A 25247-nucleotide genomic window follows, 5' to 3' on the forward strand; every position below is an offset into this window, starting at 1 on the left:
TGATCGAAGGGCTTGGGGACCGGGGTGCCGGGCGTGCCAAGCGCAAGCCTATTGGAGTCAGGCGATGAGGAAAGTTTTGAGTGGCGTCGCGGCCGTGCTGCTGACAGGCACGTCGGCCTATGCGGCCGATATCTATCAGCCGCAGGTTATCGAGGCACCGGTCCAGGAAACCGCCATCGTCGAGACGGGTGGCTGGTATCTGCGCGGCGACGCGGGCTGGTCCTACAACAAGCTGCGCGGTGCGCACTACTTCCAGGGCTCCAACGGCCTTGATCGTGATTTCGACACCGCCAAGCTGAAAAGCGGCTTCATCATCGGCGGTGGTGTCGGTTACCAGATCACCGACCACTTCCGTACGGACTTGACGCTTGACTATATGTTCAAGTCGAAGTTCCGCGGCAGCACCAGCGGGGACTGCGGTGGCTTCCCCTGCACGTCGAGCGATGAGAGCTCGCTGACGGCACTGACGCTCCTCGCCAACGCCTATGTCGATATCGGCAAGTACGGTGTCTTCACGCCTTATGTTGGTGGCGGTATCGGTGGCTCCTATGTCAAGTGGAACAAGCTGCGGAACACCATCTGCGACGGTCCTGGTCCGGGCTGTGACACCACCGAACACGGTGGCAAGAAGAGCTGGCGCTTCACCTATGCCCTGATGGCCGGTACGGCGATCGACCTGACCTGCAACCTGAAGGCTGATGTTGGCTATCGCTTCCGCCACGTCACCAAGGGTGACATGTTCGGATACGTTGCAAATGGCGGCCCGGGTTACGACAAGGGTTTCTACAGCCACGAAGCGCGGGCCGGTCTGCGTTACTCCTTCAACGGCTGCGAAACGGCGACTTACATTCCGCCGGCCGATATCCCGATCGAGCAGCCCGTCTACAAGTAATCCATTTCCGCAATTTGAAATTCGAAGGCCGTCCGAAAGGGCGGCCTTTTTGCGTCGAGGCGACGCTTAACCGTTTTTTCACCGGTTAACGAATATGGTTAATCAACGGTGTAGCGTGTCGGATTCGGCCTGCGCCGATGGCTCAATCGCCGGCTTTCGGCTGCAAGGATAGAGATCATGGTCCGTCGCATCGCATCGCCTGTCATCGCGGCCTTCGCCGGCCTGCTTGCCACGAGCGCCCTTGCCGGCGACCTCGATATCATCAACGCGCCGGAAATCGACGTCTCCCAGACGACGCTGGCGCAGGGCTGGTACATTCGCGGCGACCTCGGTTATTCCGGCTGGGGCAGTACCGACAGGCCCGATTACACGGCGGAGCGGGCAGGTGGAGGAACGTTCTCGCAACCGTTCGACAGTGCGCGCTTCTCCAAGCCGGTCTCCTATGGTGTCGGCGTGGGCTACCAGTTCAGCGATTTCAGCCGTGCGGACCTGACGACGGATTTCTTCAGCGGCGACATGTCCGGCGATTCGGCGTTCTCCGGCGGCTGCGCTGCGGGCGCGCCCGGCGGCACGAACTGCCGTTTCGACTACAAGGGCGACTATTCCGCCGTGAACGTCATGGCCAACGGATATGTCGATCTCGGCACGGTCGCAGGCATTACGCCCTATGTCGGCATCGGTGCCGGTGCGACCTACGTGAAATGGAGCGACACCAGCGTCCTTCCGGTCTGCCTGGATGGCGCCGGCAGCTGCGCGGGCGCAAGCAACGGTGCCGTCGGCCTCAAGGGCGAGGACAGCTGGCGCTTCACCTACGCTCTGATGGCCGGCGCATCCGTCGATCTGACCGAGCGCGTGAAGCTCGATTTCGGATATCGATTCTCCGACACGGCGGGCGGCAAGGCCTTCAGCGGGCGTGGGCTCGGAACCTCCGTCGATGCCGTCAACGGTCGTGACGATGGTTTCCAGAAGCACGAGATCCGTGCCGGTATTCGCGTCAACACCTGGTAAATCCTTTCAATCCAGTCTTCCTCGCGGCGTGTCGGGCAACCGGCGCGCCGTCTTCGTTTGCGCCGGATTATTTTTCGATAGCGACAGAAACCTCTTGACGAAAATAGTGGTTTTCCATATTCACGGCGGCGGGACACTCCTCCCCAACGAGGAGCTATCTATCTGGAAGGATAGCGATCATGACGAAGACCGTCACCGCACCGGACGTACGTCCGAACAATACCCATTTCTCTTCTGGCCCGTGCTCGAAGCGCCCCAACTGGTCGCTCGACGCGCTTTCCGATGCTCCGCTCGGTCGTTCGCACCGCGCCAAGATCGGCAAAGCCAAGCTCAAGCAGGCCATCGATCTCACCCGTGAAGTTTTGGAAGTGCCTGCGGATTACCGCATCGGCATCGTGCCCGCCTCGGACACCGGCGCTGTCGAAATGGCGCTCTGGTCGCTGCTTGGCCCGCGCGGCGTCGATATGGTCGCATGGGAAAGCTTTGGTTCGGGCTGGGTGTCGGATGTCGTGAAGGAGCTGAAGCTTCCCGACACGCGCAAAATTACCGCCGATTACGGCCTGCTCCCCGACCTTTCCACGATCGATTTCGACCGTGACGTGGTCTTCACCTGGAACGGTACGACCTCGGGCGTGCGTGTGCCGAACGCTGACTTTATCCCGGCCGACCGCAAGGGCCTGACGATCTGCGACGCGACTTCGGCCGCTTTCGCTCAGAACCTCGACTTTGCCAAGCTGGATGTCGTCACCTTCTCCTGGCAGAAGGTTCTCGGCGGCGAGGGCGCACATGGCGTCATCATCCTGTCGCCCCGCGCTGTCGAGCGTCTGGAAAGCTATACGCCGGCATGGCCGATGCCGAAGATCTTCCGCATGACCAAGGGCGGCAAGATCATCGAGGGCATCTTCCAGGGCGAGACGATCAACACGCCGTCCATGCTCTGCGTCGAGGATTACATCGATGCGTTGCTGTGGGCCAAGGAAGTTGGCGGCCTCAAGGGCCTGATGGCCCGCGCCGATGCCAATGCCAAGGTCATCTTCGATTTCGTCGAACAGAACGACTGGATCGCCAACCTTGCCAAGGACCCGGCGACCCGCTCCAACACATCGGTGTGCCTGACGATTGCCGACAAGGATGTGCTGGCGCTCGACGCCGATGCGCAGGCGGCGTTCGCCAAGGGCCTCGTCTCTCTCCTCGACAAGCAGGGTATCGCCTATGACATCGGCGCCTATCGCGATGCTCCTTCAGGCCTGCGCATCTGGGCTGGTGCCACCATCGACACCGCCGATCTCGAGGCGTTGATGCCTTGGCTGACCTGGGCTTTCGAGACCCAGAAGGTGACGCTTTCCAAGGCTGCGGCCTGATCTCGCGACCGGCTTCGTCCCTTGGGCGAAGCCACCTTTGATCTTATTTCCCCTGTTTCATTGAAGGAGGCCTCTCATGGCACCTCGCGTACTCGTATCCGACGAACTGTCGGAAACCGCCGTCCAGATCTTCCGCGATCGCGGCGTCGAAGTCGATTTCCAGCCGAAGCTCGGCAAGGATAAGGAAAAGCTTGCCGAAATCATCGGCAACTATGACGGTCTCGCCATCCGCTCGGCCACGAAGGCGACGGAAAAGCTGATCGCCGCTGCGACCAATCTCAAGGTCATCGGTCGCGCCGGCATCGGCGTCGACAATGTCGATATCCCGGCCGCCTCGCGCCGCGGTATCATCGTGATGAATACGCCTTTCGGCAACTCGATCACGACCGCCGAGCACGCCATCGCGCTGATGTTCGCCGTCGCCCGCCAGTTGCCCGCCGCCGATACCTCCACGCAAGCCGGCAAGTGGGAAAAGTCGAAGTTCATGGGCGTCGAAATCACCGGCAAGGTTCTGGGTGTGATCGGTGCCGGCAATATCGGCGGCATCGTCTGCAAGAAGGCGATCGGCCTTGGCATGCATGTCATCGCCTACGATCCCTTCCTGTCCGCCGAGCGCGCCGTGGAAATGGGCGTCGAGAAGGTTGAACTGGACGACCTGCTCGCCCGGGCCGACTTCATCACGCTGCACGTTCCGATGACCGACAAGACCCGCGGCATCCTCGGCAAGGAAGCACTGGCCAAGACAAAGAAGGGCGTGCGCATCATCAACTGCGCCCGCGGCGGTCTCGTCGATGAAGCAGCCCTTGCCGAAGCCATCAAGTCCGGCCATGTCGCTGGCGCCGGCTTCGACGTGTTCGAGGTCGAGCCCGCAACCGAAAGCCCGCTCTTCGGTCTCGAGAATGTCGTCTGCACGCCGCATCTCGGCGCGTCGACCACGGAAGCACAGGAAAACGTTGCCTTGCAGGTTGCCGAGCAGATGTCGGATTACCTCGTCAAGGGTGCGGTTTCCAACGCCATCAACATGCCGTCGATCACGGCCGAGGAAGCGCCGATCCTGAAGCCCTTCATCCGTCTCGCGGACGTGCTCGGCGCCTTCGTCGGCCAGGTCACGGAAAGCGCGATCAAGGAAATCGAGATCCTCTATGACGGCGCAACCGCGTCGATGAACACCAAGGCGCTGACCAGCGCGGTGCTGGCCGGCCTCATTCGCTCCCAGGTCTCCGACGTGAACATGGTCTCGGCCCCGGTCATGATCAAGGAAAAGGGTGTCATCCTGTCCGAGGTCAAGCGCGACAAGTCGGGCGTCTTCGACGGCTATATCCGCCTCACGGTAAAGACGGAGAACCAGACGCGTTCCATCGCCGGCACGGTCTTCTCCGACGGCAAGCCGCGCTTCATCCAGATCAAGGGCATCAATCTCGATGCCGACGTGGGCAACCACATGGTCTACATCACCAACACCGACGTTCCCGGCATGATCGGCTTCATCGGCACGACGCTCGGCGAAGCCGGCGTGAACATCGCCAACTTCCAGCTCGGCCGTGACAAGCAGGGCGGCGACGCCATCGCGCTGCTCTATGTCGATGCTGCCGTGTCTGAGGACGTGCTGAACAAGCTGCGCGCCAATTCGGCAATCCGCCAGATCAAGCCGCTGGTCTTCAACGTCGACTGACCATCGTCCTCCCAAGACGAAAGCCAAGGCCCGCAGTTTTTTACCTGCGGGCCTTGTGCATTTCTCAGGCTGTCTTTTCCTTGGGGCGGCCCCATTCGGCTATCGCTATGCCGCCCAGCACGAAGAGCAGGGCGATGACATGGAAGAGGTGCAACGTCTCGCCGATCAGCAGCACCGAAAGGATTGTTCCGAAGATGGGAATTGCGTTGATGAACAGTCCGGCACGGTTGGCGCCGATCATCTCGACGCCGCGCACGTAGAGCACCTGCGAAAGCAGGGATGGGAAGATTCCGGCATAGAGCACCACTGCCCAGCCGGTGGTATCCGGAAAGATCGCAGCACCCCGCGACAGCTCCCAGAAGAACAGCGGGATGGCGCTGAGCAGGGCGCCGAATGCGGAAGCGGCGATAAGACCCTGCCACTGCAGGTCCGGTTTCCAGCGTAGCGCAACGGTATAGGCGGCGTAGACGATGCCCGCAAGCAGCATCAGCGCATCGCCAAAATTGAATTCCAGTTCCGCCAGCGCCGAGAAGTCGCCGTGCGAGGCGGTGATGAGAACCCCGATCAGCGTCACGCTAAAGCCCAAAACCTGTGCGAGAGACGCCTGTATGCGAAACAGCACGAAGTTGAAGACGAAGATCAACATGGGAATGCCGGCCTGCTCGATGACGGCATTGATGGCGCTGGTATAGCCGAGGGCCGTGTAGAGCAGCGCGTTGAACGCCGTAAAACCGACGGCGCCGTACAGCAGCAGCTGGAGCCAATGCCTGCGGATGATCGGCCAGTCGCGTTTCACCTGCGGCAGCAGGAACGCCAGGATGATGAGGAGCGCGACGATCCAGCGGTATGTCGTCAGAACCATCGGGCTCACATGGCCGACGGCAAGTTTGCCTGCCACGGAGTTCGCGCCCCAGAAAAGCGCGGTGATGCACAGGTAGAAATAGGCTCTGCTGTTCACGGCTGTATTGTCTCGATGAAGGAACGGCGCACGAAGGGGCGCCGGCGGGTGCCACAGATAAGGCGAAAAAGCGCGGGAAGTCACTCAAAAAGCGGATGCCGGCCGTCATAACAGGGTCGCATTCCCAAAGACAACACAGTATAGATGCGCGGGTTTGAAGTCTGGCGTCCACGCATGTGTCCATGCGTTTTCGCGCGAAAACGGGAAAGATGAAATGGCAAGTGTGGTGGTTGTCGGTTCGCAATGGGGTGACGAGGGCAAGGGCAAGATTGTCGACTGGCTCTCGGAACGGGCCGAGGTAATCGTTCGCTACCAGGGCGGTCACAATGCCGGCCATACCCTTGTCATCAACGGTATCAGCTACAAGCTGGCCCTGTTGCCCTCCGGTCTCGTGCGCGGCAAGCTCAGCGTCATCGGTAATGGCGTCGTCGTCGATCCGCACCACTTCGTCGCAGAAGTCGAGAAGCTGCGGGCCCAGGGCGTTGCCATCACGCCGGACGTTCTGCGCATCGCCGACAACGCGCCGCTCATCCTGTCGCTTCACCGCGATCTCGACGCGCTTCGCGAGGACGCGGCTTCGGCCAGCGGCACCAAGATCGGCACCACCCGCCGCGGCATCGGCCCGGCCTATGAAGACAAGGTCGGCCGTCGCGCGATCCGTGTCATCGATCTTGTCGAGCCGGAGACGCTGCGTCCGAAGATCGAGCGTCTGCTCACGCATCACAACGCGCTGCGCCGCGGCATGGACCTTCCGGAAATCTCCGTCGAGTCGATCGAAGAGGAGCTGTCCGCCGTCGCCGCGCACATCCTGCCCTATGTCGACCGCGTCTGGGATCTACTCGACAAGCAGCGCAAGGCCGGCGCGCGCATCCTGTTCGAGGGCGCGCAGGGCGCGCTGCTTGACAACGACCACGGCACCTATCCGTTCGTGACCTCGTCCAACACGGTGGCCGGGCAGGCTTCGGCCGGCTCGGGCCTTGGTCCTACGGCGATCAACTATGTATTGGGCATCACCAAGGCCTACACGACCCGCGTCGGCGAAGGTCCTTTCCCGTGCGAGCTGGAAGACGAGATCGGCAAGCACCTGGCGACGGTCGGCCGCGAGGTCGGCGTCAACACCGGTCGCCCGCGCCGTTGCGGCTGGTTCGATGCGGTTCTCGTGCGCCAGACGGTCAAGACGAACGGCATCACCGGCATCGCGCTTACCAAGCTCGACGTTCTCGATGGTCTGGACGAGCTGAAGATCTGCGTCGGCTACAGGCTCGACGGCAAGGAGATCGACTACCTGCCAGCCAGCCAGGGTCAGCAGGCTCGTGTCGAGCCCATCTACATCACACTGGAAGGCTGGAAGGAATCGACCGTCGGCGCACGCCGCTGGGCGGACCTGCCGGCACAGGCGATCAAGTATGTCCGTCAGGTCGAGGAGCTGATCGGCGCGCCGGTCGCGCTGCTTTCGACCAGCCCGGAACGTGACGACACCATACTTGTGACGGACCCGTTTGAGGATTAATCTCAAAATCAAAACAAGTTCCGCGACCTATTCCAATGGGATAGTGCGCGGACACGATGGAAAGTTCTGATGGCGGATTTTGTAGCAGTCATTCGAAGGGCCGTTGATGGCCTCTCGGACAACAATGCCGAGATGCGGCAGAAGGTTTATGACAAGGCGCGCGGCGCGGTTCGCCGTCAGCTTGAATCCATGAACCCGCGCCCTTCCGATGACCTCATGAAGCGCCAGCTGGACAAGCTGGAAGCGGCGATCGAAAGCGTGGAAATCGACCATGCCGAAGCGCTGCCGGTCGAGGAGGCCGCGCCGGAGCCCATCGAGGAAATTGCCCCGGCGGCAACAGTCGAGCCGGAGCCCGTCGTCGAGGATCCGGTTCCTGCCAGCGAAGCTGTCGAAGAACAGGCAGCGGTCGAGGAAGAGCGTTATGACGCTTCGCCAGCGGTCGCTGACGTATCCGAGCCCGAGCCGGAAGAGCCGGTCGAGGCCGAGACGCATGCCTATCAGCCCGAGGCCTATCACGATGAGCCAGTGGCTGATGAACCCGCGCCTGAGCCGGTAGAAGACCATCGTGAGGACGCCTTCACCGAGGGCGCGCCGGTAGACGAACCGGTCGCTTATATCGAACCCGCGCTCGAAACGGAGCCGGAGCCGCAAATCGTCGAGGCCCGTTCGGAGCCGTCGTGGCAGGTGGAAGCAACGCCGGCGGACGATTATGTGCCGTCCTGGCAGGAGCCTGAGGCCGAGCGTCAGTCGGCGGCGATGCCAGCGGCGGTCGAGACCGCCGAGGCTTTCGATCCCGCCCCGCATCACGACTACGAGGTGCACGACGCGCAGGTCCCCGAGGCCGAGCCGGTCGCCGATGCGCGCCTGCCCGATGTCGATGCGCAGTGGGAGTGGCATGAACAGCCTTCCCTTGAAACACCGGCGGAAAAGTCGGTGCCGGCCGCGCAGGAACCTGATCTGCTTGCTTGGGAATGGCCGCAAGACAAGGGCGCAGACGTTAAAAGCGTTGAAAGCCAGCCCGAAAAATCTGCCCATGCCGGCAGCTGGAGCGATCTCGACACGCTGCTTGGCACCACGCCGGCCGCCGTTGCGACGGCGGCTGCGGCATCGCAGGCCAATGTTGCTGGCGATGCATCGTCGTCGGCTGCGGCATCGTCCATTTCGACGGCTGATACGACACGCGCTCCACAACGCTCGTTCCGCACCGAGCCGCGCAAGTCCCGCCTCAATCTCGGGGCGCTCGCCGCCACCGTTGCGTTGCTGGCGGTTGTTGGCGGTGCGGGCGCAGCATACTGGTTCAACCGCGATGCTGTGAACGGCTGGGTCGGCAATCTCGTGGCCTCGGTCTCCGGTTCTGCGAGCGAGGACAAACCCGTGGAAACGGCCGAAGGCACACGCGGCGTGTCTGCCGAGACCCCGCCCGCCGAAACGGCACAGACGTCGCAGGACAATACGGCGGGCGGTACGGACGTCGCTGCCGTCACACCGTCAAGCGGCGGCAAGTTTACCCAACGCCTCCTGGCGGACGGCACGGAGGTCGACAACGGCCCCGCGCAGGCGCTCGACGGCACGGCGGAAGAAGGCAAATCCGTTGCCGCGCAGACGACGGAATCGGCATCTGCTGCCGTCGGCGCCGGTACGCCGGCCACGGGCGGCGAGGCCGCTGCGACCGCGACCGATGGCACTGGGCAGACCCCGGGTGGTGCGACCGCTGCCGGAACCGACACGCAGACGACGGCAGCCGGCGGCGAGCAGGCCGCCGCCATCGGCGTGACGCAGAAGATGTTCCTCTATGAAGAGCGGCTCGGCCAGACATCACCGACGGCGATCGAAGGCACCGTCGCATGGTCGTCCGGCGAGGAATCACCGGGTGGAGACGCCAAGCCGGAGCCGGTCGTCCGCGCGCAGATCAATGTGCCCTCCAAGGGCCTGACGGCGCTTGTCACCTTCCGCCGCAATGCCGACAATTCCCTGCCCGCGAGCCATATCATCGAACTCGTCTTCTCCCTGCCGGAGAACTTCGAGGGCGGCGGCATCGAAAGCGTGCAGCGCGTGGCGATGAAGCGGACCGAGCAGGATCGTGGCGATGCACTCATTGCCGTGCCGGCGAAGATCACCGACGATTTCCACATGATCGCGCTGAACGACTTCCCGGAGGCGATTGCCAAGAACACGGAACTTCTGCGCACGCGGCCCTGGATCGATATCCCGATTACCTACCGCAATGGCCGCCGCGCCCTTTTGACCCTCGATAAGGGAACTGCTGGCTCCGAAGCGTTCGACAAGGTCATGCGCGCCTGGGCAGCGGCGGGCAGCAGCCAGTAGCGGCCTGCACGCGATTTGGAACAGCAACAGAAAAGGCCCGGCATTACTGCCGGGCCTTTGTTCATTTCTGATATCGCTGGCGCCTTAGGCGTCTTCGATGACGCGAACGGCATTGGCCTGTTCAGCCGCGTATTTCTGCACGGCCTCCTGGACCTTCTCGAAGGCGCGGACCTCGATCTGGCGGACGCGCTCGCGGCTGATGTCGAACTCGGAGGAGAGCTCTTCCAGCGTGACCGGATCTTCCGCAAGGCGGCGAGCCTCGAAGATGCGGCGCTCACGGTCGTTCAGCACGCGCATGGCACGGCCGAGCATCGCACGGCGCGTTTCCAGCTCGTCCTGCTCGATAAGCGTCTGTTCCTGGCTGTCGTGGTCGTCGACAAGCCAATCCTGCCACTGGCCGGAATCGCCTTCCGACGCCTTGATGGGCGCGTTCAGCGATGCGTCGCCGGAGAGGCGGCGGTTCATCGAGACGACTTCTTCCTCGGAAACTTTCAGCTTGGTCGCGATTTCCTTGACCTGATCGGGACGCAGATCACCATCGTCGATGGCCTGGATCTTGCTCTTCATCCGGCGCAGGTTGAAGAACAGGCGCTTCTGGTTGGCGGTCGTGCCCATCTTCACGAGCGACCACGAACGCAGGATATACTCCTGAATCGACGCCTTAATCCACCACATGGCATAGGTTGCCAGGCGGAAGCCACGTTCCGGATCAAACTTCTTGACGGCCTGCATCAGGCCAACATTGCCCTCGGAGACGACTTCGCCGATCGGCAGGCCGTAGCCGCGATAGCCCATGGCGATCTTTGCCACGAGACGAAGGTGGCTCGTCACGAGCTGATGGGCGGCGTTGCGGTCGTCGTGTTCCTGGTAGCGCTTGGCGAGCATGTATTCCTGCTGCGGCTCAAGCATCGGAAATTTACGGATTTCGTCGAGATAGCGGTTGAGACCACCTTCTCCAGACGTGATAGACGGCAGTGTATTGCGGGCCATTCAGCACCCCTTTCTGAGACGGCTTCCATTGAGGCAAGCCTTGGTATGGAGCTTGATCCTGAAACAGGCTCCCCGTCAGCAACCACGCTCCCTGTGGGACATGGCGTCCCCACGATCCTAAAGATAGGTATGGCGAAACAATGGTTCAAGACGCCGCACGCTTCACGGCTGCGTGAAGGCGGCGATGACGGACGGCTTTGCGCACCCTGCTCAAATGGTGAGCAGGGCCGGAAAATCAAGGGGTATCGGCTTCATCCATACCCCGCAGCGCGTTGATCAGCTGTTCCATGTCCGCAGGCGGCGGCGCTTCGAAATGCATGGTTTCGCCAGATGTCGGATGCTCGAACTGCAGCATGAAGGCATGCAGCGCCTGCCGGTGGAAACCGTTGACGACGGCACGGGCCTTTTCGGGCAGGAGGTTGGCCTTGGTGCGGAAGGCCGCGCCATATTCGGGATCGCCGATCAATGGGTGGCCGATATGGGCCATATGCACGCGGATCTGGTGGGTTCGGCCGGTCTCCAGATGGCATTCGACGAGCGAGGCGAGGCTGGTCGCCGCCTCTGTCTCCATGTAGCGCTCGACCACCGTGTAGTGCGTGATGGCCTCGCGCGCGTCATCGGCGTCCTCGCGCTTGACGGCGCGCTTGGTGCGGTCATTGCCTCGGCCGAGCGGGGCGTCGATGGTGCCCTTGAGCTGGCGCGGGCGGCCCCAGACCACGGCCTGATAGGCGCGTTCCAGCGGGCCGGAGCGCCCGTGGTCGGCAAACTGGTCCGAGAGATGGCGGTGGGCGGCATCGTTCTTGGCAGCGACCATAACGCCGCTCGTTTCCTTGTCGAGCCGGTGCACGATGCCGGGACGCCGCACGCCGCCGATGCCGGAAAGGCTCGTTCCGCAATGGGCGATCAGTGCATTGACGAGCGTCCCGGTCCAATTGCCGGCGCCGGGATGCACCACCAGTCCGGCCGGCTTGACCAGCACGATCAGGTCGTCGTCCTCATAGAGCACCTCAAGGGGAATATCCTCGCCCTTGGGTTCGGGATCGCGCGGGGCGGGAAGCGCCAGCTCCACCACGTCGCCCGGCTGGATCTTGCGCTTCGGCTCCGTCGTGACCTTGCCGTTGACGAGTGCTGCGCCTTCCTCGATCAGCGCCTTGATGCGGCTGCGCGAAAAGTCGCCAGCAAGGGTGGCGGCCAGCCACGCATCGATGCGTCCCTCGGCATCTTCGGGCACGGTCAGGACTTTTCTTGTGGCGTCGGCTTCTTTAAAGGGGTTGGTCATCGTTCAATTATACTCATTGCCGGAAGGGCGCCGCCATGTCCAACATCGAAAACGACGATCAGGAAGACAAGCCGCTCGACCCGGTCATGGAAAACGTCCGCCGCAAGATGATGCGCCTGCAACTGATCTCCGGCGGTATCATGTTCCTGATGTTCCTGGCGGTGCTTGCTGCCATTGTCTATAAGATCAACACGCGGGATGGCAAGCCGGAAGCGGTGGCGACTTCAAGCGGCCTGTCCGTTCCGAGCGATGCGCCGGTCAAGGCGACGGCGGTGCTGCCCGATGGATTTGCGGTGTCGGCCGTATCGCAATCGGGCGGGCAGATTCTCTTCTACGGTGTCATGCCGGGCGGCGCGCGCAAGGCGCTGGTGTTCGATATCGCGGCTGGCCGCATCGTCGCCGAGATCGACGTGACGGGCAACTGATCCGGTATGGCCGCCACACCGGTCCGCATCGACGATCCGGCTGATCCGCGTATTGCCGGCTTTGTCTCCATCCGCGAGCGTGACCTGACGGGCCGTGAGGGCCTTTTCATCGCGGAGGGCACGGTGGTGCTGCGCATGCTGGGGCAGCCCGCGGCGCTGGCCAACGGTTTTGCTGCGGAGTCGATCCTGCTTCTGGAAAATCGCCTTTCAGGCATTGCAGATATCCTGGATTCATTCCCAGACACCGTGCCGGTCTATGTCGCATCGCAGGCGGTGTTCGATGCCGTCGCGGGCTTCAACATGCATCGCGGTGTGCTTGCCCTCGGCCGCAAGCCGCCGGTAGAGCGGACGGCCTCCCTCATGGATCGCCTGCCGGAGACAAGTCTCGTACTCGCCGGTTGTGGCCTCTCCAACCACGACAATGTCGGATCGATCTTCCGCAATGCCGCCGCCTTCGGGGCCGACGCCGTGTTTCTCGACGAGACGTCCTGCGATCCGCTCTATCGCAAGGCCATCCGCGTGTCCGTCGGCTCCGTGCTGAGCGTGCCGTTCTCGCGCGGGTTTGCGGCTCAGGTCATGCTGGAGCGGCTTGCGGCGGCAGGTTTCGAGATCTGGGGACTTTCGCCGCGTGGCGCGGTGTCCGTGTCGGCGGTTCCGGCGGCGCGACGTATTGCGCTGGTGCTGGGCACCGAGGGGGAGGGGTTGCCGGCCAGCATTCTATCGTCCTTCCGCACGGCCCGCATTCCCCAGCGGCCGGGCCTCGACAGCCTGAATGTCGCGACGGCCAGCGGCATCGCACTTTACCAGATTGCTCTTGCTATGGGGCGTGTCGGCTAAGGGGCCGATCAGCCCTCGTCGTTGCCAAGCCGTTCGCGGACCCGGCCTGCCAGGCTTCTATCGTCGCCTTCAAGCGAAGGGTCGATCGTTGCGAGCAGGTCGTGGACGGGTGAACTGGCACCTTCGCGAGCGGCTGTCAGCACGATCATCTTGCTGGCGAGATCCGCCATTTCCTCGCGAAGCGCCGCGTCGTTGCCGCCGTTTCCGGCAGCCATCAGCCGCTCCGTCAGTGCGGTGCCCTGGTTTCGGACTTCCTCTTCCAGCGTGGCGATATCGACCGGCGGTGCCGGCTTGGCCTTGGTGGGGCGACGCGGCGTGATCCGGTTGGCGGCGATGGTATGGGCAAGCCCCGTGGTGCGCGCGGCCTTGGCCGCTTCCTTGTTTTCCGCTGTCAGTGTCTTCACCTTGTCTCGAAGGCGATCGATTTCGGCGATACGCCGCTCGATGGCGTTGTCCTTGTCGGCGCTGCCGGCAAGCTCGCGTGTCAGCCGGGTTTCCAGCTGGCGCGAGCGGCCCTCTTCGCGCGACACGCGAAGCTCCAGCGATTTTGCCTTCTCGCCCACCGTCTTAAGGTCGTCGCGTGCCTTGTCCCGCTCGTCCTTCAGATTTGTGATGCGGCTCTTCAAGGCCTCGATCGTGGTGTCGCGGGTAGCGAGGTCGATTTTCATATTGTCGATATCGGCTTCGAAATGCGCGATCGTAGCGTTGAGGCGTTCGATATCGGAAAGTCGTGCGCGGATCTCGCGGTCGGCATTGGCGAGTGCTGTGCGCAGTTGCTCGCTCTTCATCTCCTCGCGGCGAAGCGCCGAACGCATGTCGCCGGCCTCGATGTTCATGTCGGCGATCTGCGCGTGCAGCTCGGCATTTTCCGTGCCGACGGCGGCGGCATCGGCAAGAAGCTTTTCGCTGCGGACCATCTCCTGGGTGCGCTTTTCGCGTTCACGGCGCACATTCTGCGCCAGCCGGGCATTTTCTGCGGCAAAAGCAGCGCGAGCCATGTCCTTCTGCGCGCGCACTTCCTGCGGGCTGAGCGGCATGGTGGCGCGCATGCGGTCTTCGGTGAACTTTACGACGCGCTTTTGAACCGCCGGCGCGACAAGGAGGCCGGTCAGCGTGGCGGCGAGGAAGCCGAGCGCGAAGAGAAGGGCATACTCGATCACGGATCTACCTAACAGGCGCCAAACGGAAGCCCGGCGCGGGACCGGGCGACTGCACTATAGCGGTTCACCCGGATTTGCGGGAGGGGCTGTCCCGGCGAAATCAACTTTCGGTTAACCAGACGGGCCGGGACAGACTTTCATTCGATCAGAAGGGGTTCCAGGTCGGCTGGCGTGTCAGTTTGAGATAGCCGGCATTGATGCCGATCCGTGCGCCGACGCCGGTGCGGATCGGCACCAGTACGATATCGCGGTTGACGTTTACCTGCATGCCGACGCCGGCAATGACATAGGCCGAGCCCGAAACACCGCCGAAACGGTCATAAAGGGCGTTCACGTCAGGCAGATTGTAGACGAGCATCATCGTCCGGCTGCCCTGGCCGCCCCAGTCGAGGCCAAGGGACGGGCCTTGCCAGAAAACCGGATGCTGGCCGGCATTCTTGGTGTTGAGCGTGCCTTCGCCATAGGTCAGGCCGGCAACGAAAGCGCCGGATCCTTCCTGGCCGAGGATGTAGCCGTTGGGCAGGCCATAGGATTCGAACGCGCGTTCCACCACCTTGGCCAGTCCGCCAGAGGCCTCACCGAAGAAACCGTGTCCAGCATCGATGATTTCCTGCATGCTGTACTGATTCGATTGCTGCGCCGCGGCTGGTCCAGCGAGGACGATTGCCACGGCCGCCGCCGTCACGATCCTGAACGCCGCGGTGAGGAGATTTGAACCAATCATATCCCGTTCGCCTTCCTTTTGTTCTAGGCTCCGTTCCATGCAGCAATTTGATCCGAGGGTATTAACAATCGGTTTACCAAATGTGGTGTCATTATGGCTGTCTTTAAATGGAGCACGCCTCGCGCAATTCAGGCGTGCTATGCGTCGCGCGGAATGAATCCGCGTGCGCCTTTAACAAAGGCGTCCCGCGATGAATGAATGCGTGGATTTGGGAGAATTTTATGGCGAAAAATCCGAACCTTACGCTGACGGGCCCCGATCTGGCAGCGCTTCTTTGCAGCCGTGTCTGCCATGACGTCATCTCGCCCGTGGGCGCGATCAACAATGGGCTCGAACTGCTCGATGAGGGTGGCGCAGACGCCGAGGCGATGGATCTCATCCGTGCCAGCGCGCTCAACGCTTCAGTCCGGCTGAAGTTTGCCCGCCTGGCGTTCGGTGCCTCCGGCTCCGTCGGCGCTTCGATCGATACGGGCGAAGCCGAGAAGGCCGCCCGCGATTTCGCCGTTGCCGAAAAGAAGACGGAAATCACCTGGACGGGCCCGCGCGCCATTATCCCGAAGAACAAGGTCAAGCTGCTGCTGAACCTGTTTCTCGTGGCCTACAGCGCTATACCGCGCGGCGGTTCGATCAATATCAGCCTCGAGAACCCTGAGACCGACGCGGTCTTCAAGCTCGTGGCCAAGGGCCGCATGCTGCGCGTTCCGCCGAAGTTCACGGAACTCCTGTCCGGAACACCGGAAGAGGCGGTCGATGCGCACTCGATCCAGCCGTATTATACGGTGCTGCTGGCCGACGAGGCGGGGATGGAACTCGCCGTGGAGCCGCGCGAGGACGAGATCGTGTTCTCCGCCCGCTCGATGGTCGCCCCTGAATGATCCGTGTCGGCGGCTGTGGCGTTAACCATGGCCGCTAACGCTTTGTTTGCCAGCCGTCGGTAAGCTGCACCTGTATCGTTCCTGCCTGATGGCGGGAGACCTAGGAGCAGATAATGCAGCGGTTGATGATCGCCGACGGTTCCGATGTCGTCCGGAAGGTCGGCAAGCGTATTCTTTCCGGTTTGGATTTTCTCGTCCTTGAAGCATCCAGCGCGCTCGAAGCCTTGGTGCGCTGTGAGGCGGAACTGCCCAACATCCTCATCGTCGATTCCACCATGGACGGCGCACTCGAGTTGATCGGCAATATCCGCAATCTGCCGCAGGGCAAGTCCGTGCGCATCTTCTATTGCGTGGTCGAGGCCGACCTGAAGAAGATGATGATGGGCAAACGAGCCGGCGCCGACGACTTCCTTCTCAAGCCCTTTGATCGCAAGATCCTGACACAGGTCTTCGGCAGCCTTTCGCTCGCTGCCTGAAATCTGACGTTACAAGACAGAGTTTCGCGACGCGGCCGCTCCCCGGAGCCGGCCGCGTTCTGCTTTTTGCAACATCGGCGGCAATTTGGAATCGCGCAAAAGAAAACCCGCCGGCAAGCGGCGGGTTTCGAAATACGTGAGCGGGGAGGGGTATCAGGCGCTTTCGGCGTAGTCGCCATCAGGCTCGCGCAGCACATAGCCGCGGCCCCAGACCGTCTCGATGTAATTGGCGCCGCCGGCGGCGTTTGCGAGCTTCTTGCGCAGCTTGCAGATGAAGACGTCGATGATCTTCAGTTCCGGCTCGTCCATGCCGCCATAGAGGTGGTTCAGGAACATTTCCTTGGTGAGCGTCGTGCCCTTGCGCAGCGAGAGCAGCTCGAGCATCTGGTATTCCTTGCCCGTCAGGTGCACGCGCTGGCCGCCGACTTCGACGGTCTTGGCGTCGAGGTTGACGATAAGCTCGCCCGTCGAGATGACCGACTGGGCATGGCCCTTGGAGCGGCGCACGATGGCGTGGATGCGGGCGACCAGCTCGTCCTTGTGGAACGGCTTGGTCATGTAGTCGTCGGCGCCGAAGCCCAGGCCGCGCACCTTGTCCTCGATGCCGGCCATGCCGGAGAGGATGAGGATCGGCGTCTTGACCTTGGACAGGCGCAACGTGCGAAGAACTTCGTAACCCGACATGTCGGGCAGGTTCAGGTCAAGCAGGATGATGTCGTAATCATACAGCTTGCCCAGATCCACGCCTTCCTCGCCGAGGTCGGTGGTGTAGACATTAAAGCTTTCGGACTTCAGCATCAGCTCGATGCTCTGCGCTGTCGCGCTATCGTCCTCAATGAGTAGAACCCGCATATCTGTCCCCTTTTCCGCCGCTCAAGGTATCCTGGCCCCCTACGCGATACGGATCCAGTCGTTGCCTGATTTGGAGGCTGCCACGAAATGGTTAACAAATCCTGATTCACTTTGGCAAGGTGTATCGATCTGTTAATTATTTCGGGCAGTCCCCTGATTTTTCATATGAATCAGAATTGTGACTCTTAACATACAAAGTGAAGAAACACAGCTAACCGACTCTTTAGACTCGTCAATGCGGAACATGTCGTTTTTTGCGAACCGCATTTACCGGGCCTTAAACCCTGGTCCCTATGATTAACGATGCCCGTAAACGAAAGGTTACCAGCGGTAGGATTTCATTAATCTCGCTGAATTTTTTTTAAGGTCCGGCACTCTGGCCGGTCTACGGGTGGAATGACGGTGCGCGGCGCGTGGTGATTCACCATGGTCCGTGTGCCGATTTGGAGTGCCGGTGAGCGGTCGGATGTGTTTCTCGGCGATCGTTCACTTCAATGCCGGGGTCTCGCTATCCACGGGAGTATTGCGTATGAAGTCGCGTGAGAGCCTAGTTCGCCTGAAGGAATTTCAGGTCAAAGACAAAAGACGGCAGCTGGCCCAGCTTCAGTTGATGATGTCCGAATTCGAACGGATGTCGAAGGAACTGGAAACCCAGATCGCCATCGAAGAGAAGAAATCCGGGATCACCGATCCCACTCACTTCGCCTATCCCACCTTTGCCAAGGCAGCCCGGCAGCGCTCCGACAACCTCCAGGTCTCTATTCGGGAACTGAAGGTTCAGCAGGACGCGGCCGAACTTTCGCTGGAAGAGGCGGAAGCGGAGTTCGCCAAGGCGGCGGCGCTCGAAGAGCGCGACAACGCGGTGCGTCTGCGCGCCTGAGGACAAGACCTCTGAAGACCCCTCGCGAGTGGCCGCAAGACCGCTCACGAGGGTTCTTGGCGTTTTTCAGGCGTTGACAACGTCCGACCACTCCTTGTGGCGGAGCGACTGAGCCCGGAAGAACGGGCAGAGCGGCATGATCTTCCAGCCGCCCTTTCGGGCTTCCTCGACGGCGTGCGCGGCGAGCGCCTGACCGACGCCTTTGCCGCGCAGCGCATCGGGAACGCCGGTATGATCGATGATGACGAGCTGCGCCGATGCGCGGGAATAGGTCATTTCCGCTTCATGCCCCTCGACGATGGTGTAGTAGCGGCCCTTCGAGCCGGTGTCTTCGTGTCGGATGTCCATGATGATGCCCTCGCTTTTTTTGCGTTAGCACCATCCTTTCCTCTTCCGGGCAAGACGGCAAGCTTCGCTGCGGTGAACAGTTCGTGCTGCATCCGGATGCGGCGGGTGTTATCGAAGGCAATTCGAAACGCGAAACCGCCCATGATTCTCGTCGTGCCTGTTCTTCTGGTTCTCTCAGCGATGTCGCTCGCGCTCGGCCTCGTCCTGCCCCTCGTGCATTTCAAGAAGCTCTACTTCTTCAACGAAACACCGTCACTGATCGACATCGTCGTTTCTCTGTGGGGGCAGGGGAGTGGTGGCCTGGCGGTGCTGATCGCCCTGTTTTCCATCGTCTTTCCGGTGGTAAAACTGTGTGCGATCGCGCTGGAAGCGACGGCTCCCGCCTTCGCCAGCGGCAAGGCGACCTGGCTTTCGCGTCTGCTGCCGGTGCTCGGAAAATGGTCGATGATGGATGTCGTGCTGGTGGCGCTGGTCATCGTCGCGGCGAAGACGAGCGGCATGGCCTCGGCGTTCACGCAGCCGGGCCTGTGGTTCTATGCGGCGTCTGCCATCACGACGGGCGTTCTGCAAATGACGTTGCGGCCGCATTGAGCGGCCGCTGGTCGGTCTTGACGAATGATGGGATCGCCTAGTGGCGGTACTGCTGGATGCGCGTGGTGCGCAGGCCGGCAAGGCCATGGTCGTTGATCGAGGACTGCCAGGACAGGAATTCTTCGACCGTTAGCGTGTAGCGTTCACAGGCTTCCTCGAGGCTGAGCAGTCCGCCACGTACGGCGGCGACGACTTCTGCCTTCCGGCGAATCACCCAGCGCCGTGTATTGGCAGGCGGCAGATCGGCGATCGTCAGTGGGCTGCCATCGGGGCCGATGACGTATTTAACGCGGGGTCGTATCAGATCGGTCATTGTACTCTCTACATAAACGCAAGACCATATGACGGAACTCTAGCCCGCCACATTTAAGATTTGCCTAAGCGCATGCTAACAATTTTCTAATCTTTTGAGCGGCTTCGCGACCGCAACACCCCTTGGGAATGCTTCACTTTCCGCTCCATAAGGCGGATCGCCCGGCGCATGACCCGCATGGGAGCCATGCAAATATCTCATTTCTATTTTATTCAAATACTGCTAATACGCGGCAAAATTTGGAGGCGGCTATCGGATCGATGCCACCGGAAGCCTCCAGGAAGCACCCAATTGAATACCCTCCGCAAGCTGTTTCCCTTCGGGAGATGGCTTTAAGCGGCGTTTTTAGTCGCCGTCTGAACGCCGGGTGCCCCTGAAATTTTCCGGACCGAGAATACACCCGAGCCCGGCGCTTGAGCGCCGGCGTTGGAAACGGAAAATGAGAGACCCAGACAACATGCTCATGCGGCAGGGTTGGTCGCCTGAATTTCTGGCCGCAGCAAACATCGAGACCGTGCAGACCGAATACGAGGTGCTGCACCTCATGCGTCAGTGTGCCAATCACTTCTCCTTCAGTCACTTCCTCGTGACGCGCTTTCCCGCGAATGCCCAGCAGCGTTTTGCCGAGCGCCTGATGGTCAGCAACTGGCCGGCCGACCTGGTGCGCAAATACGATGCGATGAACCTCTTCCACATCAGCCGGCTGGCGCTCGATACCGGCGCCACAAAGCTGCCTGTGCAGGGCGACAGTTCGCTTCTCGCGCCCGCCGACTGGGAAAACACCCAGGCCGGCGAGGCAATCGCGCTTGCCGAAAGCCACGGCCTTTCCACGTCAACGGCGTTCCTTTTGCACTCAACGACGTCGGACCCTTATCTGATGGTGTTTTCCGGCATACGCACACCGTTGTCCCACCCGGAGTTGACGGAGCTGCATTTCGCCGCCCTGCAGCTTTTCGAATGTCTCGAAAAGACATTTACGGCAGCAACAGCCGGACGGGAAAAGCTCTCCAGCCGCGAGGTCGAATGTCTGCGCTGGGCTGCGGCCGGCAAGAGCAGCGACGAGATCGCCGTCATTCTCGGCATTTCCGTCTATACAGTCAGCAGCTACTTCAAGAGCGTTACCCGCAAGCTGAAGGCCGTTAATCGCATGCAGGCCATCGCCATCGCCATGCGCCTGCGGCTCATCTGACGTCGCCTGAGAAAGTGACAAGGGTCGGAAAGACGAGGTTTCGGGCCTTCTCTTGCCCTTGCAGCGGCAAGTTTCTATATGTCGCCCGAAAGGCGCTCCGGCTTGACGGGGCGCCGCAACGGCCGGTTTCGGCCCCAGGACAAGGTGTCCGGTGACAAGGGTCCCGCGGCACCGGAACGGACCTCGCGTGAACAGTCTCGATTTCGATCGCAAGCCGGAAGATACCCGCGTCGTCGTCGCCATGTCCGGCGGCGTCGACAGTTCCGTCGTGGCCGGCATCCTGAAACGCGAGGGCTATGACGTCCTCGGCATCACGCTGCAGCTCTATGATCATGGCGCGGCCGTGCATCGCGCCGGCTCCTGCTGTGCCGGCCAGGATATCGACGACGCGCGCCGGGTGTGCGAAACTCTGGGCATTCCCCACTACGTGCTCGACTACGAGAAGCGTTTTCGCGAGACCGTGATCAATCCCTTTGCCGAAAGCTATGTCGCCGGCGAAACGCCGATCCCCTGTGTTGCCTGCAACCAGACGGTCAAGTTCGCCGATCTTCTGGCGACCGCCAAGGATCTCGGCGCGGACGCGCTTGCAACGGGGCATTACATCCGCTCGCGCCCCAATCCCGCGCCGGGCGCCCCGGAGCGTCGCGCGCTTTACCGCCCCGTGGATGCGGAACGCGACCAGAGCTATTTCCTTTTTGCCACCACGCAGGAACAGATCGATTATCTGCGCTTTCCGCTCGGCCATCTTTCCAAGGCCGAAACCCGCGCGCTGGCCGAAGAGATGGGCCTTGTCGTCGCCAAGAAGGCGGATAGTCAGGACATCTGTTTTGTTCCGCAGGGCAAGTATTCCGACATCGTCAATAAGCTGAAGCCGAATGCCGCTCTGGCTGGCGATATCGTGCATATCGATGGCCGCCATCTCGGTCGCCACGACGGTATCCTGCATTATACAATTGGCCAACGCCGCGGCATCGGGGTGGCGACCGGCGAGCCGCTCTATGTCGTTTATCTCGATGCGCGCTCGCGGCGTGTGATCGTCGGCCCGAAGGAAGCGCTTGAAACGCGGCGGCTCTATCTGCGTGACATCAACTGGCTGGGGGACGGTAATCTCGATGCCGTGGCCGCTGGCGGCTTCGATTGTTACGCGAAGGTCCGCTCCACGCGTCCGCCGCGCCCCGCGCGCCTTCAGGCAAATGAAAGCGGTATCTACGTCGAACTCGAAGAAGGCGAAGCCGGCGTTGCCCCAGGGCAGGCCTGCGCGCTTTATTCGGGCGAGGGCGAGGATGCGCGCATCTATGGCGGCGGCTTCATCCAGCGTTCAGAGCGCGAACCCGCGGCCGAAGAGGCGCTGAAGCGCATCCTGTCGACCCCGGTTGCCGCCTAGCGCCAAGCATACGCCAAGGCCCTTGCGGACAAAGCGATTTTTCCTGCGAAGGTCGCTTGACACCCGCGGGAACAGCGCCTTATAAGCCGCGCACCGGACGCGAACGCACATCGTTGTCGATCGTCCCTTCGGGCGGCGGAGTAGCTCAGTAGGTTAGAGCAGAGGAATCATAATCCTTGTGTCGGGGGTTCGAATCCCTCCTCCGCTACCATCGAATTTCCCAAATATATCAGATCAGGAATGCACGATTGTAGCTCGCCGCGAAGTTTCGGAATTTTGACACGGAAAATCGGAATTATCAGATTTCTGGATCTGTCTCAGGTGTCTGTTCTGAAGGCTCGAGGAGCCCTTTAAGGGAAAGGCTAGTTGTCATTTTCACGACGAAGGCCGCTAACTCTTCGATCTCCAGCGCATGAATGCGGGGGGTGTTGCAACCCTCCGACCGCTTCAGCGCATTTCCGGCTACGACTACAGCGTTATTTAGTCGCGCAAACTCCCGAGGGTACTTCAAGCTAAAGGATGACCTAAGGTCATTGCTGGACCTTAGCCATTTCGAATTGTTCCTAAGATGTTGGGCGGTTCGGGCTATAAATAGCTCATCCGTCCAGTCTGCCTCGTTAAGCTTAATTTGGAAAACAGGTGTGAGGCCATGTTGTCGTCGATCGCCCAGGGTCGGAAGCCGGCGACGATCGCCTTCTCGATCGTGGCGCGCGTGCGCACCACGTTCACGAACTGCCAGATCGGGTCCTCGGATGCCGTGCGGTTGCCCCAGAGGATGCGGCCGTTCGACGAGAACTGGCCGCCGGCGCCCTGGACGATGCGCGAAGGGATGAAGGTGGCGATGCCCGCCTCGTTGAGGAGGTTGGCCTCGTGGTCGATCTCGCCGTCGAAATAGGTGATCGGCCGTGACGTCCCGAGAATGCCAAGCACTTCCTGACTGGACGGCGACCAGTAGGGACCGCCCTTTTTCTTGTCCTTGGCGACGAACATGGCCGCTGCCCAGGGCGAGGCCGGCTTGCTGATGATCGCGCTGCCGTCCGCGACACGCACATAGGGATCGACGAGGTAGGTGAAGCGGGACGAGAAGTCGGCGCGATATGCGAGGCTTGCCTCGCTATCCGGGCCACCCGTGTCAAAGATCGAAATCGCCTTCAGCTTGGCTGCGACACTTTCGACGGCGGCAGCATAAGGGTTCTTCGCATTGGCAACACGCTTGGCCGAATACCCGCCGCCGACGATGAGATCGACCGAGCGGCCGACATGACCCTCGGCATAGCTCAGGGCGTGCACAGCGCGGCCCTGGAAAGGATACCAGCAGGTGAACCACCGACGCGCTCTAGGCATGGTCGCCTCCGGTCGGTTTGCTGCTGGCCTCGTATTGCGTGCGGTTAAGCATTAGGTCGCGTGTCACGGCTTCGTGATCTGTGGCGCGCTGCTCCTTGTTCCCAATTTCGGCTGGAGACCTTAAAGTAAACATCGCAGTAAATGAGCGAATTTGTGAGTTCAGTTCGAAGTTAAGCGGTGTGCTGGGTGATAATGGGGGTGCGGGAATGTGAACGTTTTTGTGAAAGTTTATGAGAGCGGGATCTTGGTTGCTATCGCCTGTATCCCTCAGATCAACGACTGTATTTCGGAAGGAGATGATGAAACTCTGAGTGCAGAGGCGGTAATTGATAATACGAAATCGATGCTGCGCCGCCACAGTCGATTTTGTGAAGCGGAACTCGACCGTTGTACCTACTCGATATGGCAAATCTCGTAGCTTGGACGGTTTAATCGGAGGATGTCCTCCGTCCGGTTGGTGGCGGGGATACCTGTGTCAGACAACAACGCCAGTTGTGCATTCGTTTCTTGAGTGTGCCGATACCGTCTGTTGTTTAACGAACAGGGAAGCTCTCTCGCATAGGATGTGACCAGTCTATTTGGCCCGTTGCGCATTCGTCGCGCAGGTGTGGCGCGCAACCTGCGAAATGCTCCATGACCGAAACGCCGTTCTCACCCCTCCTGTCGATTGTTTCGCTGTCGGATTTTTCGCCTTTGCAGCGGGAGCCGCAGCGGCCGGTGGAATTCAGGACGGATGACTTCGACCGCAAGTTCGATAGCGATGTGCTGATCTATGACGCGTTTCGCCGGCGGGATGGCAAGGTCGTGCTGCTCGGGCCGCCGCTTTTCAATCTCGAGCCGCTGCTGCGGCCCGACAGCGTCCGTGCACTGCCGGGCAATAGCGTATGCGCGTTTCGATACCGCAAGCTCGATCGCCACATGCAGATCATCGTGGAGGCGCCGGCCGATTGTGCAGCGCTTTCGCTCGACCTCGGCGGGCATCGCGCCGAGGTGGTCGTCGGGTCCAACCTGTCCGAACGCTTTGCCGGGCGCCGTGTGCTGTTCACGCTGTCGAAGAACAACGATCCCGTGTGGATACGCGACTGGGTGCGCTTTGCGCAGCGGTTCCACGGAGCCGACGCGGTTTTGCTGTATGACAATCTTTCCGATCGGTACGGCCTGGAAACCGTGCGGGAGGCGCTCTCCGGCGTTGCGGGTATCGAGAGCGTCGAAGTTTTGTCGTGGCCCTTCAAATACGGGCCGCAGGGGCTGGATGCCTGGCGCTTCTGGGATTCCGACTTCTGCCAGTTGGGCGCCTGGGAACAGGCGCGGTGGCGTTCTCTGGCAATGGCGCGATCCGTGCAGGTCGGGGACATCGATGAACTGGTCTTGTCGAGAACTGGCAAGAGCGTTTTTGCGGCGGCTGAGGATGATCTCTTTGGCACGGTACGCTACCGCGGTCGATGGGTCATCGGGACGGACAGGATGCCGCCGCTCGACACCGCAAGACTTCGCCGGCACGCCGACTACGATACCATACTGCAGCGCCGCGAGCGTCGGCGCTTCGGTTTTCTGCCGCAGGACGCAAATGCCTGCCCGCCGAAATGGACGGTCGTGCCCCGGCGTTGCCCAGAAGCGGCGCAGTGGGGGGTGCACCGCATTGCCAACTGGCTGCCCGCCGCAAGGGTCAGTTCCGCTTTTTCCTATCGCCATTTCCGCGAGATCAACAGCAATTGGAAATATGATCGCCTTGATCGCGATGCCTTCGATCCCGCCCTTCATGAAATCGATCACGAGCTGATCGGGCATTTCGCGCGCTGGAAGGCGGACTGACGTGGACAAGAGCATTTCCAGCCGAAGCGGAGTTGCTCAGGC

Annotated in this window: 23 protein-coding genes, 1 tRNA gene and 1 pseudogene; 16 read left to right on the plus strand and 9 right to left on the minus strand. The window is 61.4% G+C overall.

Annotated features, from left to right (window positions below):
• The first annotated feature begins 64 nt into the window (after window positions 1–64).
• From MKI86_RS15695 to serA, 4 genes are all read left to right on the plus strand, one after another.
• Window positions 65–892 (plus strand): outer membrane protein, encoded by an 828-nt coding sequence (locus tag MKI86_RS15695; RefSeq protein ID WP_241602129.1) that lies wholly within the window; start codon window positions 65–67, stop codon window positions 890–892.
• Window positions 893–1069: 177 nt separating this feature from the next.
• Window positions 1070–1900 (plus strand): outer membrane protein, encoded by an 831-nt coding sequence (locus MKI86_RS15700; protein WP_241602131.1) that lies wholly within the window; start codon window positions 1070–1072, stop codon window positions 1898–1900.
• A gap of 179 nt (window positions 1901–2079) precedes the next feature.
• Entirely contained in the window at window positions 2080–3261 is a 1182-nt protein-coding gene (locus tag MKI86_RS15705; protein ID WP_241602134.1) for a phosphoserine transaminase, read from the plus strand.
• A 76-nt stretch (window positions 3262–3337) separates the two neighbouring features.
• Window positions 3338–4933 (plus strand): phosphoglycerate dehydrogenase, encoded by a 1596-nt coding sequence (gene serA / locus MKI86_RS15710; protein ID WP_241602137.1) that lies wholly within the window; start codon window positions 3338–3340, stop codon window positions 4931–4933.
• Between the two features lie 64 nt (window positions 4934–4997).
• Here serA and MKI86_RS15715 read toward each other — a convergent pair whose 3' ends face one another.
• Window positions 4998–5891 (minus strand): DMT family transporter, encoded by an 894-nt coding sequence (locus MKI86_RS15715; RefSeq protein ID WP_241602140.1) that lies wholly within the window; start codon window positions 5889–5891, stop codon window positions 4998–5000.
• Between the two features lie 214 nt (window positions 5892–6105).
• Between MKI86_RS15715 and MKI86_RS15720 the strand changes: the two genes are divergently transcribed.
• Complete coding sequence (locus MKI86_RS15720; RefSeq protein ID WP_241602142.1) at window positions 6106–7401, plus strand: adenylosuccinate synthase; 1296 nt, start codon at window positions 6106–6108, stop codon at window positions 7399–7401.
• Window positions 7402–7470: 69 nt separating this feature from the next.
• Window positions 7471–9726 carry a hypothetical protein gene (locus tag MKI86_RS15725; protein ID WP_241602145.1) on the plus strand — a complete coding sequence of 752 codons (2256 nt, stop codon included), beginning with the start codon at window positions 7471–7473 and terminating at the stop codon, window positions 9724–9726.
• Between the two features lie 84 nt (window positions 9727–9810).
• Here MKI86_RS15725 and rpoH read toward each other — a convergent pair whose 3' ends face one another.
• Together rpoH and MKI86_RS15735 are read right to left on the minus strand one after the other, a co-directional pair.
• Window positions 9811–10716, minus strand: coding sequence for an RNA polymerase sigma factor RpoH (rpoH, locus tag MKI86_RS15730; RefSeq protein ID WP_241602148.1), 906 nt, complete (start codon window positions 10714–10716; stop codon window positions 9811–9813).
• Window positions 10717–10951: 235 nt separating this feature from the next.
• The gene (locus MKI86_RS15735) at window positions 10952–11995 is read right to left on the minus strand and encodes an RluA family pseudouridine synthase (protein WP_241602149.1); all 1044 of its coding nucleotides are present in this window, start codon (window positions 11993–11995) and stop codon (window positions 10952–10954) included.
• A 35-nt stretch (window positions 11996–12030) separates the two neighbouring features.
• Here MKI86_RS15735 and MKI86_RS15740 point away from each other — a divergent pair, with 35 nt between their 5' ends.
• Both MKI86_RS15740 and MKI86_RS15745 read left to right on the plus strand, forming a co-directional pair.
• Window positions 12031–12420, plus strand: a complete 390-nt coding sequence (locus tag MKI86_RS15740) for a hypothetical protein (RefSeq protein ID WP_241602151.1) — start codon at window positions 12031–12033, stop codon at window positions 12418–12420.
• 6 nt (window positions 12421–12426) lie between these two features.
• Entirely contained in the window at window positions 12427–13257 is an 831-nt protein-coding gene (locus MKI86_RS15745; RefSeq protein WP_241602154.1) for a TrmH family RNA methyltransferase, read from the plus strand.
• An 8-nt stretch (window positions 13258–13265) separates the two neighbouring features.
• On the opposite strand, the gene MKI86_RS15750 is transcribed toward MKI86_RS15745, so the two are convergent.
• Both MKI86_RS15750 and MKI86_RS15755 read right to left on the minus strand, forming a co-directional pair.
• Window positions 13266–14417, minus strand: a complete 1152-nt coding sequence (locus tag MKI86_RS15750; protein ID WP_241602155.1) for a hypothetical protein — start codon at window positions 14415–14417, stop codon at window positions 13266–13268.
• A gap of 145 nt (window positions 14418–14562) precedes the next feature.
• On the minus strand, window positions 14563–15141 hold the full coding sequence (locus tag MKI86_RS15755; protein WP_241602163.1) for a DUF1134 domain-containing protein: 579 nt from the start codon (window positions 15139–15141) through the stop codon (window positions 14563–14565).
• Between the two features lie 221 nt (window positions 15142–15362).
• On the opposite strand from MKI86_RS15755, the gene chpT reads away from it, so the two are divergent.
• The gene (gene chpT / locus MKI86_RS15760; RefSeq protein WP_241602169.1) at window positions 15363–16016 is read left to right on the plus strand and encodes a histidine phosphotransferase ChpT; all 654 of its coding nucleotides are present in this window, start codon (window positions 15363–15365) and stop codon (window positions 16014–16016) included.
• A 113-nt stretch (window positions 16017–16129) separates the two neighbouring features.
• Complete coding sequence (locus MKI86_RS15765; RefSeq protein ID WP_241602172.1) at window positions 16130–16492, plus strand: response regulator; 363 nt, start codon at window positions 16130–16132, stop codon at window positions 16490–16492.
• A gap of 153 nt (window positions 16493–16645) precedes the next feature.
• Here the strand turns inward: MKI86_RS15765 and ctrA are convergent, their stop codons facing one another.
• On the minus strand, window positions 16646–17344 hold the full coding sequence (ctrA, locus tag MKI86_RS15770; RefSeq protein WP_018327818.1) for a response regulator transcription factor CtrA: 699 nt from the start codon (window positions 17342–17344) through the stop codon (window positions 16646–16648).
• Between the two features lie 529 nt (window positions 17345–17873).
• On the opposite strand from ctrA, the gene MKI86_RS15775 reads away from it, so the two are divergent.
• On the plus strand, window positions 17874–18224 hold the full coding sequence (locus MKI86_RS15775) for a flagellar export protein FliJ (RefSeq protein ID WP_134650592.1): 351 nt from the start codon (window positions 17874–17876) through the stop codon (window positions 18222–18224).
• A 66-nt stretch (window positions 18225–18290) separates the two neighbouring features.
• On the opposite strand, the gene MKI86_RS15780 is transcribed toward MKI86_RS15775, so the two are convergent.
• Entirely contained in the window at window positions 18291–18572 is a 282-nt protein-coding gene (locus tag MKI86_RS15780) for a GNAT family N-acetyltransferase (protein WP_241602175.1), read from the minus strand.
• 96 nt (window positions 18573–18668) lie between these two features.
• Here MKI86_RS15780 and MKI86_RS15785 point away from each other — a divergent pair, with 96 nt between their 5' ends.
• On the plus strand, window positions 18669–19163 hold the full coding sequence (locus tag MKI86_RS15785) for a paraquat-inducible protein A (RefSeq protein ID WP_370879985.1): 495 nt from the start codon (window positions 18669–18671) through the stop codon (window positions 19161–19163).
• A gap of 37 nt (window positions 19164–19200) precedes the next feature.
• Here MKI86_RS15785 and sciP read toward each other — a convergent pair whose 3' ends face one another.
• On the minus strand, window positions 19201–19476 hold the full coding sequence (gene sciP, locus MKI86_RS15790; protein ID WP_023515011.1) for a CtrA inhibitor SciP: 276 nt from the start codon (window positions 19474–19476) through the stop codon (window positions 19201–19203).
• A gap of 439 nt (window positions 19477–19915) precedes the next feature.
• On the opposite strand from sciP, the gene MKI86_RS15795 reads away from it, so the two are divergent.
• The 3 genes from MKI86_RS15795 (at window position 19916) to MKI86_RS15805 (ending at window position 22260) form a co-directional block, all read left to right on the plus strand.
• Window positions 19916–20665, plus strand: coding sequence for a helix-turn-helix transcriptional regulator (locus MKI86_RS15795; protein WP_241602181.1), 750 nt, complete (start codon window positions 19916–19918; stop codon window positions 20663–20665).
• A 187-nt stretch (window positions 20666–20852) separates the two neighbouring features.
• Entirely contained in the window at window positions 20853–22049 is a 1197-nt protein-coding gene (gene mnmA, locus MKI86_RS15800) for a tRNA 2-thiouridine(34) synthase MnmA (protein WP_256465738.1), read from the plus strand.
• Window positions 22050–22183: 134 nt separating this feature from the next.
• Window positions 22184–22260 (plus strand) — tRNA-Met (locus MKI86_RS15805).
• A 437-nt stretch (window positions 22261–22697) separates the two neighbouring features.
• Here the strand turns inward: MKI86_RS15805 and MKI86_RS15810 are convergent.
• Window positions 22698–23339: pseudogene (locus tag MKI86_RS15810) on the minus strand (phage tail sheath subtilisin-like domain-containing protein); the annotation flags it as partial.
• A 747-nt stretch (window positions 23340–24086) separates the two neighbouring features.
• Between MKI86_RS15810 and MKI86_RS15815 the strand changes: the two are divergent.
• Window positions 24087–25205, plus strand: a complete 1119-nt coding sequence (locus tag MKI86_RS15815) for a hypothetical protein (RefSeq protein ID WP_241602185.1) — start codon at window positions 24087–24089, stop codon at window positions 25203–25205.
• Window positions 25206–25247 lie beyond the last annotated feature (42 nt).

This window comes from Shinella sedimenti (assembly GCF_022601905.1).
Classification (GTDB): Bacteria; Pseudomonadota; Alphaproteobacteria; order Rhizobiales; family Rhizobiaceae; genus Shinella; species Shinella sedimenti.

Excerpts from the sequence above, each read along its gene's own strand:
- MKI86_RS15695 (WP_241602129.1), top strand. The coding sequence starts at position 65 with ATGAGGAAAGTTTTGAGTGGCGTCGCGGCCGTGCTGCTGACAGGCACG.
- MKI86_RS15700 (WP_241602131.1), top strand. The coding sequence starts at position 1,070 with ATGGTCCGTCGCATCGCATCGCCTGTCATCGCGGCCTTCGCCGGCCTG.
- MKI86_RS15705 (WP_241602134.1), top strand. The coding sequence starts at position 2,080 with ATGACGAAGACCGTCACCGCACCGGACGTACGTCCGAACAATACCCAT.
- serA (WP_241602137.1), top strand. The coding sequence starts at position 3,338 with ATGGCACCTCGCGTACTCGTATCCGACGAACTGTCGGAAACCGCCGTC.
- MKI86_RS15720 (WP_241602142.1), top strand. The coding sequence starts at position 6,106 with ATGGCAAGTGTGGTGGTTGTCGGTTCGCAATGGGGTGACGAGGGCAAG.
- MKI86_RS15725 (WP_241602145.1), top strand. The coding sequence starts at position 7,471 with ATGGCGGATTTTGTAGCAGTCATTCGAAGGGCCGTTGATGGCCTCTCG.
- rpoH (WP_241602148.1), bottom strand. The coding sequence starts at position 10,716 with ATGGCCCGCAATACACTGCCGTCTATCACGTCTGGAGAAGGTGGTCTC.
- MKI86_RS15735 (WP_241602149.1), bottom strand. The coding sequence starts at position 11,995 with ATGACCAACCCCTTTAAAGAAGCCGACGCCACAAGAAAAGTCCTGACC.
- MKI86_RS15740 (WP_241602151.1), top strand. The coding sequence starts at position 12,031 with ATGTCCAACATCGAAAACGACGATCAGGAAGACAAGCCGCTCGACCCG.
- MKI86_RS15745 (WP_241602154.1), top strand. The coding sequence starts at position 12,427 with ATGGCCGCCACACCGGTCCGCATCGACGATCCGGCTGATCCGCGTATT.
- MKI86_RS15755 (WP_241602163.1), bottom strand. The coding sequence starts at position 15,141 with ATGATTGGTTCAAATCTCCTCACCGCGGCGTTCAGGATCGTGACGGCG.
- chpT (WP_241602169.1), top strand. The coding sequence starts at position 15,363 with ATGGCGAAAAATCCGAACCTTACGCTGACGGGCCCCGATCTGGCAGCG.
- MKI86_RS15765 (WP_241602172.1), top strand. The coding sequence starts at position 16,130 with ATGCAGCGGTTGATGATCGCCGACGGTTCCGATGTCGTCCGGAAGGTC.
- ctrA (WP_018327818.1), bottom strand. The coding sequence starts at position 17,344 with ATGCGGGTTCTACTCATTGAGGACGATAGCGCGACAGCGCAGAGCATC.
- MKI86_RS15775 (WP_134650592.1), top strand. The coding sequence starts at position 17,874 with ATGAAGTCGCGTGAGAGCCTAGTTCGCCTGAAGGAATTTCAGGTCAAA.
- MKI86_RS15780 (WP_241602175.1), bottom strand. The coding sequence starts at position 18,572 with ATGGACATCCGACACGAAGACACCGGCTCGAAGGGCCGCTACTACACC.
- MKI86_RS15785 (WP_370879985.1), top strand. The coding sequence starts at position 18,669 with ATGCGGCGGGTGTTATCGAAGGCAATTCGAAACGCGAAACCGCCCATG.
- sciP (WP_023515011.1), bottom strand. The coding sequence starts at position 19,476 with ATGACCGATCTGATACGACCCCGCGTTAAATACGTCATCGGCCCCGAT.
- MKI86_RS15795 (WP_241602181.1), top strand. The coding sequence starts at position 19,916 with ATGAGAGACCCAGACAACATGCTCATGCGGCAGGGTTGGTCGCCTGAA.